This is a genomic window from Microbispora sp. NBRC 16548 (assembly GCF_030268985.1).
GTDB lineage: Bacteria > Actinomycetota > Actinomycetes > Streptosporangiales > Streptosporangiaceae > Microbispora > Microbispora catharanthi.
This window is the reverse complement of the sequence record NZ_BSSF01000001.1, coordinates 954,017-970,087: the sequence shown is the minus strand read 5'-3', so window position 1 is coordinate 970,087 and position 16,071 is coordinate 954,017. Positions and strand designations below refer to the sequence as shown.

At 73.0% G+C, this 16,071-nt stretch carries 17 protein-coding genes; 6 read left to right on the top strand and 11 right to left on the bottom strand.

What is annotated here, in order from left to right; translation table 11 throughout:
* Nucleotides 1–67 precede the first annotated feature (67 nt).
* The 5 genes from QSK36_RS04360 to QSK36_RS04340 form a co-directional block, all read right to left on the bottom strand.
* Nucleotides 68–832, bottom strand: coding sequence for a phosphatase PAP2 family protein (locus tag QSK36_RS04360; RefSeq protein ID WP_285781422.1), 765 nt, complete (start codon nt 830–832; stop codon nt 68–70).
* Complete coding sequence (locus QSK36_RS04355) at nt 816–1,589, bottom strand: phosphatase PAP2 family protein (RefSeq protein WP_183536869.1); 774 nt, start codon at nt 1,587–1,589, stop codon at nt 816–818. Before QSK36_RS04355 ends, QSK36_RS04360 begins: the two co-directional genes overlap by 17 nt.
* Nucleotides 1,586–2,584, bottom strand: a complete 999-nt coding sequence (locus QSK36_RS04350) for a YihY/virulence factor BrkB family protein (protein WP_183536867.1) — start codon at nt 2,582–2,584, stop codon at nt 1,586–1,588. Before QSK36_RS04350 ends, QSK36_RS04355 begins: the two co-directional genes overlap by 4 nt.
* Before the next feature lie 218 nt (nt 2,585–2,802).
* Nucleotides 2,803–3,525 carry a hypothetical protein gene (locus QSK36_RS04345; protein WP_183536865.1) on the bottom strand — a complete coding sequence of 241 codons (723 nt, stop codon included), beginning with the start codon at nt 3,523–3,525 and terminating at the stop codon, nt 2,803–2,805.
* A 195-nt stretch (nt 3,526–3,720) separates the two neighbouring features.
* Nucleotides 3,721–4,269, bottom strand: a complete 549-nt coding sequence (locus tag QSK36_RS04340; protein ID WP_285781421.1) for a TetR/AcrR family transcriptional regulator — start codon at nt 4,267–4,269, stop codon at nt 3,721–3,723.
* 86 nt (nt 4,270–4,355) lie between these two features.
* Between QSK36_RS04340 and QSK36_RS04335 the strand changes: the two genes are divergently transcribed.
* Nucleotides 4,356–5,276: a TIGR03564 family F420-dependent LLM class oxidoreductase gene (locus QSK36_RS04335; protein WP_285781420.1), complete on the top strand. Its 921-nt coding sequence runs from the start codon at nt 4,356–4,358 to the stop codon at nt 5,274–5,276.
* On the opposite strand, the gene QSK36_RS04330 is transcribed toward QSK36_RS04335, so the two are convergent.
* Nucleotides 5,270–5,662 (bottom strand): VOC family protein, encoded by a 393-nt coding sequence (locus QSK36_RS04330; RefSeq protein ID WP_285781419.1) that lies wholly within the window; start codon nt 5,660–5,662, stop codon nt 5,270–5,272. The genes QSK36_RS04335 and QSK36_RS04330 overlap by 7 nt on opposite strands.
* 50 nt (nt 5,663–5,712) lie before the next feature.
* Between QSK36_RS04330 and QSK36_RS04325 the strand changes: the two genes are divergently transcribed.
* The gene (locus QSK36_RS04325) at nt 5,713–6,171 is read left to right on the top strand and encodes a MarR family winged helix-turn-helix transcriptional regulator (protein ID WP_221263661.1); all 459 of its coding nucleotides are present in this window, start codon (nt 5,713–5,715) and stop codon (nt 6,169–6,171) included.
* A 66-nt stretch (nt 6,172–6,237) separates the two neighbouring features.
* Here the strand turns inward: QSK36_RS04325 and pgeF are convergent, their stop codons facing one another.
* Nucleotides 6,238–6,927, bottom strand: a complete 690-nt coding sequence (pgeF, locus tag QSK36_RS04320) for a peptidoglycan editing factor PgeF (protein ID WP_285781454.1) — start codon at nt 6,925–6,927, stop codon at nt 6,238–6,240.
* A gap of 58 nt (nt 6,928–6,985) precedes the next feature.
* Between pgeF and QSK36_RS04315 the strand changes: the two genes are divergently transcribed.
* Entirely contained in the window at nt 6,986–8,029 is a 1,044-nt protein-coding gene (locus QSK36_RS04315) for a zinc-dependent alcohol dehydrogenase family protein (protein ID WP_285781418.1), read from the top strand.
* On the opposite strand, the gene glgA is transcribed toward QSK36_RS04315, so the two are convergent.
* Nucleotides 8,013–9,197, bottom strand: a complete 1,185-nt coding sequence (glgA, locus tag QSK36_RS04310) for a glycogen synthase (protein ID WP_285781417.1) — start codon at nt 9,195–9,197, stop codon at nt 8,013–8,015. The two genes, QSK36_RS04315 and glgA, sit on opposite strands and share 17 nt — an antisense overlap.
* 4 nt (nt 9,198–9,201) lie before the next feature.
* On the opposite strand from glgA, the gene glgC reads away from it, so the two are divergent.
* Nucleotides 9,202–10,509, top strand: coding sequence for a glucose-1-phosphate adenylyltransferase (gene glgC, locus QSK36_RS04305; protein WP_285781416.1), 1,308 nt, complete (start codon nt 9,202–9,204; stop codon nt 10,507–10,509).
* A 21-nt stretch (nt 10,510–10,530) separates the two neighbouring features.
* Here glgC and QSK36_RS04300 read toward each other — a convergent pair whose 3' ends face one another.
* Together QSK36_RS04300 and QSK36_RS04295 are read right to left on the bottom strand one after the other, a co-directional pair.
* Nucleotides 10,531–11,121 carry an Rv1733c family protein gene (locus QSK36_RS04300; protein WP_285781415.1) on the bottom strand — a complete coding sequence of 197 codons (591 nt, stop codon included), beginning with the start codon at nt 11,119–11,121 and terminating at the stop codon, nt 10,531–10,533.
* 44 nt (nt 11,122–11,165) lie between these two features.
* Nucleotides 11,166–11,930, bottom strand: coding sequence for an enoyl-CoA hydratase/isomerase family protein (locus QSK36_RS04295; RefSeq protein ID WP_285781414.1), 765 nt, complete (start codon nt 11,928–11,930; stop codon nt 11,166–11,168).
* Nucleotides 11,931–12,044: 114 nt separating this feature from the next.
* Between QSK36_RS04295 and QSK36_RS04290 the strand changes: the two genes are divergently transcribed.
* Nucleotides 12,045–13,292, top strand: coding sequence for a DUF5685 family protein (locus QSK36_RS04290; protein ID WP_285781413.1), 1,248 nt, complete (start codon nt 12,045–12,047; stop codon nt 13,290–13,292).
* 35 nt (nt 13,293–13,327) lie between these two features.
* Here QSK36_RS04290 and QSK36_RS04285 read toward each other — a convergent pair whose 3' ends face one another.
* Nucleotides 13,328–14,368, bottom strand: coding sequence for a P1 family peptidase (locus tag QSK36_RS04285; RefSeq protein ID WP_285781412.1), 1,041 nt, complete (start codon nt 14,366–14,368; stop codon nt 13,328–13,330).
* Between the two features lie 93 nt (nt 14,369–14,461).
* Between QSK36_RS04285 and QSK36_RS04280 the strand changes: the two genes are divergently transcribed.
* Nucleotides 14,462–16,048: a hypothetical protein gene (locus QSK36_RS04280; protein ID WP_285781410.1), complete on the top strand. Its 1,587-nt coding sequence runs from the start codon at nt 14,462–14,464 to the stop codon at nt 16,046–16,048.
* The last annotated feature ends 23 nt before the right edge of the window (nt 16,049–16,071 follow it).

The following is a 16,071-nucleotide window of genomic DNA, read 5'->3' as shown; positions in this document are numbered from 1 at the left end:
GGCCACCGGCTCGCCGCTGAGCCGGTGGCCGAGAGCAGTGGCCGTGAGCCGGTGACCGTCTGGGCGGTCAGGTCAGCGCGGCCCCGCGTACGGACCGCTTCGTCGCGGCGCGCCGCGACGCCGTGATCGGCCGCAGCAGCAGGGCCTGGGCGAGCACGACCACGCAGAAGATCCCGAGCACGTAGCCCCAGCTCACGTCCGTCAGATGGTGCATGCCTCGATAGAGCCTGGACAGGCCGACCGCCAGGGCCGCTCCCGCGCCGAGCAGCCACCACAGCGCGTTCAGGATCGTGTGGCGGTGTGTGTGCAGGGTCAGCACGAGTGCGGTGCCGCAGTAGAACGCCACGGCGGCGCTGGTGTGCCCCGACGGATAGCTGGACGTGGGCGGCGCGGGATCGAGATGCGGCACGTGCGGGCGGGCCCGCTGCGCGAACACGGTCGCCAGCAGGAAGATCGCCGACTGGGCGCAGACGACGGCCACCAGGAAGACCGACTCCCGCCAGCGCCGGTAGACGACCCGGAAGAGGATCGCCATGATCGTCGTCACCACGATGATCACGGGCGTGTCGGACAACATCGAGCCGTAGTGGGTCACCTCGTTCCAGAACGGCGTGCGCTCCTGGGCGATCTCGCGGCTGACCGCCTCGTCCTGCGCGACGAGCGTCGAGTGCTCCAGGACCTTCGTGAGCAGCAGGCCGAGCCCGAGGGTCACCAGGGCCATGAGCGCGAGCGGGAGCAGGACCCGCCGCGCCGCCTCCGCGGCCACTCCTCGAGCGGGCGCCGAGGACGACCCGGCGCTCCGGGCCGTGCCACGATTACGAACGGCGTCCAATTCGTCCTCCTTCGGGGGCGATTTCCCTCTTCGTCTCGGGTCCGACGCCCTCGCGTAACGGCTGGGCGGGCCGGCGGCCCACGTCACGGCGGCGCCAGGTCTCGAAGGCGGCGGCCGTGGCGGTCACCACCGCCACGCCGAACACCAGCCCGCCCACCACGTCGCTGAACCAGTGCACGCCGAGCGCGATCCGGCTGAAGCCGACCGCCAGCGGGATCAGCACGGCGAGCGTCCAGGCGAGCACCCGCCCGCGCTCCCGCACGAGGGGCAGGACGAGCAGCAGCAGGATCCCGGCGCCGAGCACGGCGTTGACCGTGTGTCCCGAGGGGAACGACGCGCCGGGGGCGATGGCGACGGGGTCCGGCAGGCTGGGCCGGGCCCGCGCGACGATGACCTTCAGGGCGAGGCCGAGCAGGCCGCCGACCGTGATCGTGGTGGCCGCCCACAGGGCCAGGTGGTAGGCGCGGCGCCAGACCAGCCAGGCGACCGCGGCGCCGACCGCGATCCGCCAGGTCAGCGGCCCGAAGACGTCGCTGACCAGTTCCATCAGCCGGGCGAACCCGGGGTTGCCGATCGCGTAGGAGTGCAGGTCCCACGCCGCGCCCTCGTCGATCTCGGTGAGCGGGCCGAAGGAGGTCTTGACGAAGACCAGCAGCACCGTGAACGGCACCCCGATCAGCGCCAGCGCCGCCGTCGCCACCGTCAGCCGCAGGCCGAGTCCGTGCTCGGGGTCGAGCCGCCTGCGCCACCAGCTCATCGGCCGCTCCCGACCGGCTGCCGCTCCCGCGGCGAGGCCGGGGCGGGGCCGGGGTCGGGTTCGGCCGGCTCGCCGCGGCCCGCGCGGCAGGCCTCCAGCTGCGCCGAGAAGGAAAGGCCGAGGAAGAGCGCCATCGAGCTGAGGAACGACCACAGCAGCAGCGCCATGACCGCCGTGAGCGGGCCGTACGTCGCGCCGAAGGTGTGGCTGCTGGCGGTGTAGAGCGCGAGCAGCCAGGTGAACAGCGTCCACAGCAGCACGGCGACCGTGGCCCCGACCGCGAGCCAGGTGTGCCCCGGCTGCTTGCGCCGGGGCGAGGAGCGGAACAGCACCGAGATCGACAGGACGGCGAGCAGGAAACCGATCGGCCAGCGCAGCCAGCCCCACAGCCGCTGGACCGTGTCGCTCCAGCCGTAGACGTGCGCCGCGGCCTCCCCGACCGCGGCGCCGCCGACCAGAATGACGAAGCCGACGCTCATGAAGAGGCCCGCCGTGACGGCCATCAGCAGCGCCCTGCCGTACTTGGCCAGGAAGGGGCGGTCGCGCTCGATTCCGTAGATGCGGTTGGCCCCGCGTTCGAACTGGCCCATGGCGGTCGTCAGCGACACCAGCGCGGTCAGCAGACCGAGCCACAGGGCCAGCTTCTCCCCCGCGCCCGAGGCGTGGTGGCTCTGGTTGAGCGTCTCCTGGATGACCTGCGAGCCCGCGCCGGGGGTCAGCTGCCGCAGGGTGAGCTCGAGAAGCCGGCCGAAGCTTTCCTGGTGCAGCACCGAGCTCAGACCCACGATGGCGATCGCTCCCGGGATGATCGCGAGGCAGGTCTGGAAGGCGAAGGAGCGGGCGTTGCTCGTGCCGTCGCCATACCTGAACCGGACGTACGCGTCGCGGATGAGGTGCCAGCCGCCGTACCGTCGTATGGCGGCGTAGGCGTCGTCGGCCGACAGTTCGTCGCCGCTCATGCTCCTGGTCTCCGGCACCGGGGTCGCGGTTCCCATGTCAGTCCTCACATCGTCAGGGGGTGGGGACCCGCCGGGGCCGGGTCGCGGGCCGGCCTCCGGCGGTCCCCGCAGACCCACCGACTACCCCGATCACGATGCTTGGAACGCCAGGCGTATCAGATGATCCCTTGACCTGGGCGACGGCTCTCCCGCGACGCGCCGGAGGACCGGCCCGACCGGGCCGGTCCTCCGGGTCGCCGTGTTCGCGCCGCCGGTTACAGGACGGCGCAGCCGACGCGTACGGGAAGGCGGGGCGACCAGCGGCCGGACACGACGTCCTGGGCCTGCGCGTAGGCGTTGGCCGCCTTGCCGCCTCCGGAGCAGTCGAACACGCCGGTCTTCTTGCCGAAGCTGCCGCCGACGTAGCCGCTGTGCGCGCTCGCGCTCACCGTGCCGCTCCAGTAGAGCCTGCCGGTGTTGTACCGGATGTAGAGCCTGACCTGGCCGAAGTTGTAGTGGTCGCCGTTGATCTTGAGGCGCGGGATGTCGTCGACCGAGGTGCTGGTGGCGGTGCCGTCGCCGTTGTCCACGGGCGGGACGGTGTAGCGAGTGATCCACAGCTTGGCCGAGACCCTGCGGTCGGCCGCCTTGCCGTTGTCGGCCTTGGCCTGCGCGCGGGCGGCGGGGGTGACGCACACGTCGTCGCCGGTGAACGCCTCGCGCCAGACGTACCCGGTGACGCAGGTGTGCGGGCCGAACGGACCGGAGGTCCAGCGGGACGCCTTGGCGGCGTTGTCGGCGAGGGTCTGCGTGCGGGTGGCGGGCGTCACGCAGACGACGTCGCCAGTGCGGGCCTCGCGCCAGACGTAGCCCTCCAGGCAGGTGTTCGGGCCGAAGTCGCCGCCGGCGGAGGCCGGGCCGGCCATGAGCGTGACGGGGGCGGTGACGGCCAGACCGGCGATCGTGGCGGTGGCCAGACCGAGCAGGGTGCGCTTCATGTCAGTCTCCTGTGCTGCTGCGGGACGAGGGTGCTGATCGGCGGTCCCGGTCCGGCCGTCGCCGCCGGGTCCGTGCACCTCAGTGATAGGCCCGCTCGCCTGCACGCCTCTTGCCGCAGGCTTTCCGCAACCGCTGCAAGCCCCTCGCAAGCCCGCGCCGCCCCGCCACCGCCTCGCCGCCGGTCGCGCCGATCGTCAGGTGCGGACCCCGCGCGAGACCGTCCGCGTGCTGAGTCCGTCGAGGATGACGGTGGTCAGCGCGTCGTCGGGCCGGGCGCCGGGGCGGCAGACGGCGACGCTGAGCAGCCCGACGACCTCGCGCGGTGTGATGTCGTCGCGGACGGCGCCCTCCCGCTGGGCTCCCGCGGCCAGGTCTTCGAGCAGGGCGTCGAGGTCGCGTACGAGCGGGCCCAGCTCCGGATGGGCTTCGGCGCCGTCCGACAGCGACTTGGTCAGGGCCAGTGGCAGGTCGGCGCCGCACCGGACGCATGCCCGCAGCGCGTCCCACCGGCTCACCGGGCGGGCGGCGTGGTCCCGCGCGGCCTCGAGCAGGGTCCGCAGCGCGCCGGCCGCGATCTCCTCCAGCAACGCCCGCCGGTCAGGGAAGTGGCGGTAGAGCGTGCCCACGCCGAGCCCGGCCGCCTGCGCGATCTCCTCCATCGAGGCCTCCGGGCCCCGGGCCGTGAACAGGTCGACGGCCGCGTCCACGATGAGCGCGCGGTTGCGCCGGGCGTCGGCTCGCACAGGTCTCCCCCAACCGGAATCCGAGATTCAGCTTATTGTAGAGTGCGCAACCGGAACCGGAATTTCCGATTCATATTGGAGGCGCGATGAAACTCGGAGTGCTCGCCGGAGGGATCGGCCTGGGCCTGGACGAACTGATCGGGCAGGTGCGCGAGGCGGCCGAGGCCGGCCTCGACAGCGCCTACTTCAACCAGGTCCTGTCGTGGGACGCCGTCCAGCTCGCGGCTCTCGCCGCCCGCGAGGTGCCCGGGATCACCGTCGGCACAGCCGTGACCCAGACCTACCCGAGACATCCGCTGATGCTCGCCGGGCAGGCGCTCACCACCCAGGCGGCCAGCGGCAACCGCTTCACGCTCGGCATCGGGCCGAGCCACGGGCCGCTCATCGAGACGCACTTCGGCCTGTCGTACGACCGACCGGCCCGGCACGTCCGCGAATACCTGTCCGCGCTGTTGCCGCTGCTGCGGGGCGAGCAGGTCGACTACCGGGGGGAGACGCTGACGGCGGCGGGCCGGGTCGAGGTGCCCGGCGCCGAGCCGCCGCCGGTCCTGCTGGCCGCCCTCGGGCCGGTCATGCTGCGGATGGCCGGCGAACTCGCCGACGGCGTGGTGACCGCCTGGACCGGCCCGGAGACGATCGCCGATTATGTGGCACCGGCGGTCACCCGCGCCGCCGCGGTCGCCGGACGGCCGCGGCCGCAGGTGGTCGCCGGTGTGATCGTGAGCGTGACCGCGGACCCCGAGGGCGTACGGCGGCGGATCGCGGAGTCCCTCGGACCCGTCGGCGACCTGCCGAGCTACCGGGCGATCCTGGACCGCCAGGGCAGATCGGGGGTGGAGGAGACGGTCGTGGCCGGGGACGAGTCGGCGGTCGAGCGCGCCGTACGGGCCTATGCCGAGGCGGGCGCGACCGAACTCGTGGCGAGCCCCTTCGGAGACGCACGCGAGCGGGCGCGGACCCTCGGCCTCCTGGCCGCGCTGCGCGGGCGGCGCGGCGGCGCTCAGTAGGACTGGAGCTCCAGCAGGTTGCCGTCGGGGTCGCGCAGGTGCGCGGTGCGGCAGGTCGGCCCCCATTCGGGCCGGGCGCTCGGCGGCGCCACGATCCGGCCGCCGCCGGCGGCCCCCACGGCGGCGGCCCGGTCGACGTCGTCCACGGTGAGGACCAGCATCGTCCCGTCGCCTCCGCCGCCGAGGTCCACACCGGTGACCTTCGCGAGCATCTCGCGGTCGAGCAGGGCCAGCACCGCCTCCGCGTCGCGGTCCCAGTTGGCGTACGGCCCCGTCTCCGCGCCCTTGACGAGGTGCGCGCCCGCCACCGCGGTGAGCAGGGCGTCGTAGAAGCGGAAGCACTCGGCGAACCGGGAGGCGAGCACGCGAGGATAGAGAGCGTCCATGGAAATCCCTTGGTAGGCACCAACTATTGGTTGTGCCCTATCCTGCTCTCGTGAGCGACGTGCCGCAACTTCCCCCGTCCCTGCTCGGGATCACCGCGTTCCTGCTGTCGAAGGTGGGCATCGCCGGGCGACGCCGGATGGGCGACCGGCTGCGCGGGCACGGCATCGGCCTGTGGGACATGGCCGTGCTGGCCGCGCTGCGCGACTTCGGCCCGGCGTCCCAGCGCGAGCTCGGCGCGCGGCTGGGCATCGACCCCAGCGACCTCGTGGCGGTGATGGACACCCTTGTGCCGCTCGGCCTCGTCGAGCGCGAGCGCGACCCCGAGGACCGGCGGCGATACCGGGTCGCCGTCAGCCCCGCGGGGCGGTCCACACTGGAGGCGGCCCTGCGCGAGGCCGGCGAGGTGCGCGACGACCTGCTGGCCGCGCTGGACGAGGACGAGCGGGCGACCCTGCACGCGCTGCTCAGGAAGGCGTACGCCGGGCTGGAGCCGCGGGCACGGGCCTGAGAGGCCTCCGGCGGCCGTCGCGAAGCGGGTTCAAGCAGCGGAGCGGGATCAGGTGGCGGAGCGGTCTCAGGCGCCGGTGAGCCAGACGTAACCGGCGAAGCGCCCGGTGCGCTGCTCACGGCGGTAGGAGTAGAGGTCCGCCGTCTCGATCGTGCAGCGGTCGTCGTGACGGACGTCGGCCACACCGGCCCGGGCGAGCTGAGCCGCGATCCCGGCCCGGATGTCGAGCGCGGGCGTGCCGTGCCGGGTCCGCGACCAGGCCTCGGGCACGCGGGCGGCGACGCGCTCGCGCAGGTCTTCCGGCACCTCGTAGCACAGCCCGCAGGCCGACGGCCCGATCACGGCCACCATCCGCTCCGGCCGTGCGCCCCGCGCGGCCATCGCCTCGACCAGGGCGGGGACCACGCCCGCCTCCGTGCCCGGCCGTCCCGAGTGCGCGCCGCCGACCAGGCCGGCCACCGGATCGGCCACCAGCACGGGCGCGCAGTCGGCGACCAGGACCGCCAGGCCGAGCCCGGGACGGTCGGTGAACACCCCGTCCAGCGCGGGCGGTTCGTCGCCGAACGGTTCCTCCGCGTAGGCGACGTCTGTCCCGTGGACCTGACGCATGAAGACCACCCGGTCGAGCCCGAACTCCGCGGCCGTCTTCGCCCGGTTCTCGGCGACCGCCCCCGGGTCGTCCCCCACCGCCCCGCCGAGGTTGCGCGTGCCGTACGGCCCGGCGCTCACGCCGCCGTGCCGGTCGGTGAAGGCCATCCGTACCCGGTCGATCGCAATCACCCGATTAGCGTACGGCCTGGGAAAGGAGCGTGACATGCGCGCGGTTGTGTACGAGGAGTTCGGCGGGCGGGCCGAGGTGCGCGAGGTGGCGGACCCGGTGGCGCCGCCGGACGGCGTGGTGATCAGGGTCGAGGCGACCGGGGTGTGCCGCAGCGACTGGCACGGGTGGATGGGCCACGACGCGGACATCACGGTCCTGCCCCACGTCCCCGGGCACGAGCTGGCGGGTGTGGTGGACTCGGCCGGCCCGGGGGTGAGCCGCTGGCGGCCGGGCGACCGGGTGCTGGTGCCGTTCATCTGCGCCTGCGGAAGCTGCCGCGAGTGCACGACCGGCAACCAGCAGGTGTGCGAGCGGCAGACCCAGCCCGGCTTCACCCACTGGGGATCGTTCGCCGAGCTGGTGGCGATCGACCACGCCGACGTGAACCTCGTGCGGCTGCCGGACGGCATGGCGTTCGCCACCGCGGCGAGCCTGGGCTGCCGCTTCGCCACCGCGTTCCGCGCCGTCGTCGAGCAGGGGCGGGTCCGGGCGGGCCAGTGGCTCGCCGTCCACGGCTGCGGCGGGGTCGGGCTGTCGGCCGTGATGATCGGCGCCGCCGTGGGGGCGCGGGTCGTCGCGGTGGACGTGTCCCCCGCCGCGCTCGACCTGGCCCGGCGGTTCGGCGCGGCCGAGTGCGTCCAGATCGGCGAGGAAGACTCTCCCGAGGAGTCGGCCGCGCGGGTCAGGGCGGCGGCCGGAGGCGGCGGCGCCGACGTCTCCCTCGACGCGCTGGGCGGCGCCGCCACCTGCGCCGCGTCGATCGGCAGCCTGCGCAGGCGGGGCCGCCACGTGCAGGTGGGCCTTCTTCCCGGCCAGACCGCCCTGCCGATGGGCCGGGTGATCGCGCACGAGCTGGAGATCGCGGGCAGCCACGGCATGGCCGCCCACGCCTATCCCCCGATGCTGGAGCTGATCGCGGCGGGCGTGCTCCGCCCCGACCTGCTGGTCACCCGCACCATCGGCCTGGACGACGCGCCGGATGCGCTGACCCGGCCGGGCGCGCATCCGGGCGTCACCATGATCATCCCTGGCTCGTGAGCGACGCGTAGAGCTCGTGGGTCCGCTCGGCGATCCGCCGCCAGGAGAAGTGGTCGATCGCGCGCACGCGCCCGGCCTCGCCCATCGCGGCCGCGAGGCGCGGGTCGCCGAGCACCGTGTTCACCCGCTCGGCCAGCGCCGCGGCGAACGCCTCCGGGTCGTGCGGCTCGCCGTCCCCGCCCTGGTCGATCGGGACGAGCAGGCCCGTCTCGCCGTCGGCGACGACCTCGGGGATGCCTCCGGTCGCGGTCGCCACGACGGCGGTCTCGCACGCCATCGCCTCAAGGTTCACGATGCCCATCGGCTCGTACACCGAAGGGCACACGAACACGGTGGCGTGCGTGAGGATCTGGATCACCTCGGGCCTGGGCAGCATCTCGGAGATCCACACCACGCCCTTGCGGGAGGCCGACAGCTCGCGCACGAGCGCCGTGACCTCCTCGGCGATCTCCGGCGTGTCGGGCGCGCCCGCGCACAGCACGAGCTGCGCCGCCGGGTCGAACGACCGGGCCGCGTGGAGCAGGTGCACCAGGCCCTTCTGCCGGGTGATGCGCCCCACGAAGACGACGTACGGCACGGCCGGGTCGATGCCGTGCTTGACCAGGGCCTCGATGCCCCGGGACGGCGCGTACTCCTCGGTGTCGATGCCGTTGTGGATCACGCGTACGCGCTCGGCGGGGACCTCCGGGTAGGCCGTGAGGACGTCGCGCCGCATGCCCTCGGACACCGCGATGATCGCGTCGGCCGCGTGGAGCGCGGTCCGCTCCGCCCACGACGAGAGCGTGTAGCCGCCGCCGAGCTGCTCGGCCTTCCACGGGCGCAGCGGCTCCAGGCTGTGCGTGGTCATCACGTGCGGCACGCCGTACAGCATCTTGGCGACGTGGCCGGCGAAGTTCGCGTACCAGGTGTGGCTGTGCACGACGTCGGCGCCCTCGCAACCGGCCGCCATCTCGACGTCGACGCCGAGCACCTGCAGGGCGGCGTTCGCGCCGGACAGTCCCCCGGGGACCGGGTAGGCCCGCACGCCGGGCTCCTCGCGAGGGGCACCGAAGCAGCGAACCCGCACGTCGGCCAGCCCGCGAAGCTCCCGCGCAAGGTACTCGACATGGACTCCGGCGCCGCCGTACACCTCGGGCGGATACTCACGGCTCAGCAGATCGACACGCATACGAGTGAGCTTAGAGTCCCTGATCCGCACTGTTTGCCGGTGTCCCTGGTGTTTGTTAGCCATTTCGCGGGTTAAGGTCCTGCCTATGAAGGTCCTGGCGATCGTGCTTGCGGGTGGAGAGGGCAAGCGGCTGATGCCGCTGACCGCGGACCGGGCCAAGCCCGCCGTGCCCTTCGGCGGCATCTACCGGCTCATCGACTTCGTTCTGTCGAACCTGGCGAACGCGCACTACTGGCAGATCGTGGTGCTGACGCAGTACAAGAACCACAGCCTGGACCGGCACATCTCCCGGACGTGGCGGCTGTCGTCGATGCTCGGCAACTACGTGACCCCGGTGCCCGCGCAGCAGCGGCTCGGGCCGCGCTGGTTCGCCGGATCGGCCGACGCGCTGTTCCAGAACCTCAACCTGATCTACGACGAGTTGCCCGATCACGTGATCGTCTTCGGCGCGGACCACATCTACCGGATGGATCCCCGCCAGATGGTCGACCAGCACATCGACTCGGGCGCGGACGTGACCGTCGCCGCGATCCGCCAGCCCCTCGAACTGGCCGACCAGTTCGGGGTCATCGAGGCGGACCCCTCGGGCCGCCGGATCGTCGCGTTCCGCGAGAAGCCGAAGGACGCGGTGGGCCTGCCCGACGCGCCCGACCAGATCTTCGCCTCGATGGGCAACTACGTCTTCAAGACCCAGGCCCTCATCGAGGCCCTGCGCGAGGACGCCCTCGACCCCAGCAGCAAGCACGACCTCGGCGGCAACATCATCCCGATGTTCGTCAAGAGCGGCGGCGCCGAGGTGTACGACTTCGCGGACAACGTGGTGCCCGGCTCCACCGAGCGCGACCGCGGCTACTGGCGCGACGTGGGGACGCTCGACGCCTACTACGAGGCCAACATGGACCTCATCTCGGTGCAGCCGGTCTTCAACCTCTACAACGACCGGTGGCCGATCTACACCGGCAACGATCCGCTGCCGCCGGCCAAGTTCGTGCACAACGAGGGCGACCGGGTGGGGCATGCGCTGGAATCGCTCGTGTCGCCCGGCGTGATCGTGTCGGGCGGCACCGCGCTGCGCTCGATCCTGTCCCCCGGCGTGGTGCTGCACTCCCACTCGCACGTCGAGGACTCGGTGCTGATGGGCTCGGTCAAGATCGGCAGGGGCGCGATCGTCCGCAAGGCCATCATCGACAAGAACGTGGTCATCCCCGACGGCGCCAGGATCGGCTTCGACCTGGAGTACGACCGCCAGCGTTTCGCGGTGACCCGCAGCGGTGTGGTCGTGATCGGGAAGAACGAGATCGTCGACCGCTGAGCCGGCCCGCGTGTGAGCGGCTCAGCGGCCGTTGATCCGCCACATGGGCTCGACCACGGTCCACTGGGCCTCCCACACCCGGCGGGCCCTGCGCTGGTTGACCAGGCGGGTGCAGGTCACCAACAGCGCGAGGATCGCGGCGGCGGCCAGCGGGACGCCCGTGCCGACGGTCAGCGCGGCGACCGCCGTGGTCTCCCGGTCCTGCGGCCGGGGCGTGATCACGCCTTTGCCGTCGGTCCAGATGCGCACGGTCTCACCCGCATGCCTGCTGGGCGAGACCTCGATGACACCGGCCCTCACCGTGCCGTCGGGGGCCACCCAGGTGGCCTGGGCATGCCCGACCGCCGCTCCGGCCACCGACAACCGGGGCGTCGTCACGTCGCCCGTCAGGGTGGCGGCGACCTGATGCCGGGTGCGCATCTGCTGGGCCTCGGTCCGCAGGCCGTTGCCGTACTCGCGCATACCGAGCATCACGCCGAACACGATCGCCGCCACGACTCCGAGCACGGCGGCAAGCCGTACCACCGCTTCGACCCGGTCGCACCGGCGTCGAAGCGGATTCCTATCAAGCCCCAGCCATCGGGCGAACCTGGCGAATGGATTCTGCGACATCTCACACCTCACAGGGTCATTACCACTGCGAGTCCCGTTTATGCCTATTTTGCATCCCAAGAGAATCCAGGGGAACGCCCCTCCCGATATGCCCGGACACCTTCGGCCATTTCGCCGCTCTCCCTGGCCTCCCGCTGCCAGGCGCGCACCTCGGCCTCCCCGGCCCGGCCGTCGATGATCTGCTTGGCCGCCGCCAGCGTCAGCCGGGATCTGCCGGCCATCGTGGCCGCCAGGCCGTGGACGCGCCGGCGCAGGTCCTCCGGCGGGCACACCTCGTCGACGAGACCGGTGCGCAAGGCGTGATCTGCGCTGATGAGCTCGGCCGAGAAGAGCAGAAGCTTCGCGGTGGCGGGCCCGGCGATCTCCGCGAGCCGCCGCGTGGAGCTGAGCGGGTAGACGATCCCAAGCTTGGCCGGGGTGACGCCGAAGCGGGCCCCGGCCGCCGCGATGCGCAGATCGCAGGCGAGCGCGAGCTGGCATCCGCCGCCGACGCAGTATCCCTCGATCATCGCGATCACAGGTTTGGGAAAGGTCATCAGTGCGTGCTCCGCGACAACGGTAAGACCGGTGTCATCGTCCTTATCGCCAAGCTCATGAATTTCTGAAATATCAGCACCGGAGCAGAAAGTTCCGCCGGCTCCGGTAAGGAGGAGGACGCGTACCTTCGGCTCGGCGGCGAGGTCCGCCAGGATGCCCGGCAGCGCCCGCCACATGGCGGCGGTCACGGCGTTGCGCTTGGCGGGCCGGTTGAGGGTGAGGGTGGCGACGTGCTCGTCGAGGGTCAGCTCGAACCCGTCGGTAACTTCCATCCATCGATTGTCCAGCTCGCCCGCCCGGCTGCTCCGGCAGGGTCCCGCCCCGAAGTGGCATAATCGCCGCGCAACGGGATGATCCCGTACGCATGACCCCCAAGGAGTCTCTGGGTGTTCGGGATCCTCCGGCCGTGTGCCCGCCACTCCTGCCCGTCCGTCCACGAGGCCTGGCGCGCGCACCTGTGCGGGCTCTGCCTGACGTTGCGGGACCGGCACGGACATCTGGCCCGCATGGCGACCAACTACGACGGCCTCATCCTGTCCGTCCTGACCGAGGCCCAGTCACAGGCCCAGTCACAGGGTCAGTCACGGGCCCAGTCACGGGCCGGGGCCGGGCCGAACCGGCGGACCGCCGGGCCCTGCGCGCTGCGCGGCTTCCGGCCGGCGGAGGTGGTGCGGTCGGACGACCGGGGCGCCCGCCTGGCCGCCGTGGTCTCGCTGGCCCTCGCCTCGGGCAAGATCCGCGACCACGCGTCCGACGGCGACGGGATCGCGGCCCGGCGCGTGACCGGCGCCCCGGTGCGCGCCACGGCCGCCGTCTGGGCCTCGGCCGCCCGGCGCGGCGCGGAGTCGATCGGCTTCGACACGGCCGTCCTGACCGAGGTCTCCGCCCGCCAGGCGCTGCTGGAGGCGTCCCCCGGGTGCGGGCTGCTCGACGTCACCGAGCCCACCGAGACCGCCGTGGCCGCGGCCTTCGCGCACACCGCCACACTCGCGGGCCGGCCGGGCAACGCCGAGAGCCTGCGCGAGGCCGGCCGCTTCTTCGGCCGGATCGCGCACCTGATCGACGCGGTCGAGGACCTCGCCGAGGACCGGGCCCGCGGGGCGTACAACCCGCTGGACGCGACCGGCACCTCGCCCGCCGAGGCCCGGCGTGTGTGCGAGGAGGCGCTGCACGGGCTGCGCCTGGCCGTACGCGACCTCGACCTGGAGGAGCGGCACCTGGTCGAGGCGCTGCTGTGCGGCGAGACCCGCCGCGCCGTCGACCGGGCGTTCGGGCCGCGCGCCCACGGCGCCGCCTGCGCGGCGCACCGCACGCCGGCCGGGGACACCTCCCCTGCGCCCTTCGACGCCCCTCCCGGCGGGCCGCCTGAGGAGCCGCCGGGCGGGCGCCCGGGGATCGCGCTGACGGCGGTCGCCGGGGTGACGACCTTCCTGACCTGTGGTCTCTACCGCCCGCCGTGGAGCGAGTATCGGCAGGAGCGGTGCATGGACCGCTGCTTCTGCGACGCCTGCGACGGCTGCCCCGACTGCTCGGGATGCTGCGACTGCTGCTCGTCGTGCTCCGACTGCTCCGACTGCTGCTCGGGAGACGGCTGCTGCTGCGGGGACGGCTGCTGCTGCGACTGCGGCTCTTGACCGCCGGGCTCCCGACGCCGGGGGCCCGGCGGCGCTCACGCGAGCGCGGTCCGGCCGTCCGCGCCCAGGAGCCGTTCGTAGGGGACCGCATGGCTCGTGCGGCCACGAAATCCGGTGGTGGTCGTCGCGGTGAACAGGGAGTTGAGCAGCGCCTCCTCGACCGCGTCCATGACCGCGGCGAAGACGGGGTTCAGCGCCTCGTCGGGCAGGGGCGGGAGCCGCGGCGGCGCCGTGGTGAAGGCGATCGCGTAGTCGCCGCTGCCGTTGGAGTACGACGCGCCGACACGGCCCATCGCGAAGACCGCCCGGCGGGCGAGGCGGCCCAGCCGGCGTGCGTCGAGCGGCGCGTCGGTGGCCACCACGATCATGCAGGAGCCACCGGCCTGCTCGTGATGACGAGCCCCCGGGATGAGTTCGCCGACCGGCATCGGGACACCGCGGACGGTCAGCACGCCACCGAAGTTGGCCTGGACGAGCGCTCCGACCGTGATCGGAGCCCCGTCCACCACCTGCCGCCGGGAGGAGGTGCCGATGCCGGCCTTGAACCCCAGGGCCGTCGTCCCGGTGCCCGCCCCCACACATCCCTCCCCCGGCAGCCCGCCGGACGCTCCCTCCAGCGCGTCGAGAACGTGCCGTTCGGCGACGGGGCGGCGCCGGATGTCGGACAGGAAGCCGTCGTTGGTCTCGCCCACCAGGGGATTGAAGGAGATGCCGTCCGGGCGGCGGCCCATCAGATAGGTGAGCAGCGCGTCGGCGGCCCGGAACACCGACAACGTGGCGGTCAGGACGACGGGTGACTCCAGCACGCCGAGTTCGTCGACCTGGGTCGAGCCGACCAGCTTGCCGTACCCGTTGCCGGCGTAGACGGCCGCGGGAAGGTTCCGCCGCCCGGCGATCAGCTGCCGGGGGACGACGGCGGTGACCCCGGTGTGGAGATCGGCGCCGTCGTCGATCGTGGTGTGACCCACCAGGACCCCTTCGACATCGGTGATCGCGTTCAGCGGCCCGGTCGGCAACCCGCCGACGACGACGCCCAGCGAGCGCGCCCGTACGCGCCCGTTCAGATGGTTGTCCATGGCGTTCCTCTTATCGGTGTCACACTCTCCGCGGTGCGCGGGCCGGTCAGCCGGAGGGCCGGCCCCTTAGAAGATCGGCGATATCGTCGGCTCATGGGAAGATCGCGGCCCCCTTTCCGCCGGCTTACCCCCGCCGAACGACGGCTCTGGGACGCCTACCCCACTGGCGGCTGGGTCGACCTGCGCCATGGCCGGGAGACGGACGCCTCCTCCGGCGGCGCGCGGGGCTCAAAAGGCTTGTGGGGCCGCTCCCGGGTTGTCCGGGCGGAGGTGATCTCCGCCCTGGTGCTCGACCGGGGCATCGGCGGATCGGGCCGGGTGCCGGGCGTCCGGCTCGCCGGAGCGCGGATCGTCGGCGATCTCAACCTGTCCGACGCGACGATCGAGGCGAAGGTCCACCTGCTCGACTGCCACATCGCCGGAGCGGTCTCGCTCAACGACGCCAGGACCAGGGGCGTGCGGCTGCGGCGCTGCGACATCTTCCGCTTCCGGGCCAGCCGGGCCACGGTCGACGGGCTCCTCGACCTCGACGGATCGGTCGTCCGCGCGGGGATTCGCCTGGACAACGCCCACGTGACCGGGCAGCTCCGGCTCTCCGGCACGCGGGTGGGCACCCCCGGTGAGGCGCCGTACCGGGAACCGGGGGCGGACCCGTCGGAGGCGGGCTCCTGGAACGGCCCCGAGGGATCGGAGGAGCCGCGGACCTGGGAGTCGGTCGCGCTGTGGGCCGGCGGGCTCGTCGTGGACGGCAGCGCCTTCTTACGCGACATGCGGGCCACGGGCGGCCTGCGGCTGATCGGCGCCCGCTTCTCCAGCGGGCTCTACCTCCAGGGCGCCGTCGTCACCGCGGACGGCACCCCCGCCGTGCACGCCGACCACCTGCAGGCCGCCGCGGCCGAACTCGGCGCGGGTTTCACCGCCCACGGAACCGTACGGCTGCGCGGCGCGCGCATCGGCGGGGTCCTGTCGTTCCACGGGGCGGTGCTGCGGGCGCGGGGCCGGGTGCTGCACCTGAGCCACATGCAGGCGGACGAGCTCATCCTGCTGCCCGAGTCGATCGAGGGCGAGGTCAACCTCGGCTACTCCCGATTCGGTGTGCTGTTCGACCGTCCGGAGAGCTACCCGGGCGACGTGCGCCTCAACGGGCTGACGTACGAGTCGCTGCGCGGCCCCGCCACCCTGGCGGACCGGCTCTCCTGGCTGCGACGCGACCCCGGTGGCTACCGCCCCCAGCCGTACGAGCAGCTGGCCGCCTACTGCCGGCGCATCGGGCACGAGCCTGACGCGCGCCGGGTGCTGCTGGCCAGGCAGCGGGCGCGGCGGCGGACGCTGCGGGCGCCCGGGCGGCTGTGGGGCCGGCTGCTCGACGGGCTCGTCGGCTACGGCTACCGGCCCTGGCTCGCCGGCCTGTGGGCCGTGCTGCTCCTCGCGACGGGCACGGCGATCTTCACGCACTGGCCGCCGCACCAGATCGGGCTGGACGAGTCGCGCCACTTCAACGCCTTCGTCTACACGCTCGACCTGCTCGTGCCGGTGAGCGTGTTCGAGCAGCGGGGCGCCTGGGAGCCGGCCGGATGGACCCAGTGGCTGGCGAACGGCCTGATCGCCGCGGGCTGGATCCTCGCCACCGCGCTCATCGCCGGCGCGAGCAGGCTCCTGCGGCCGTCCAACGCCCCCTGACATCCGTCACCGGTCTGGCGGGC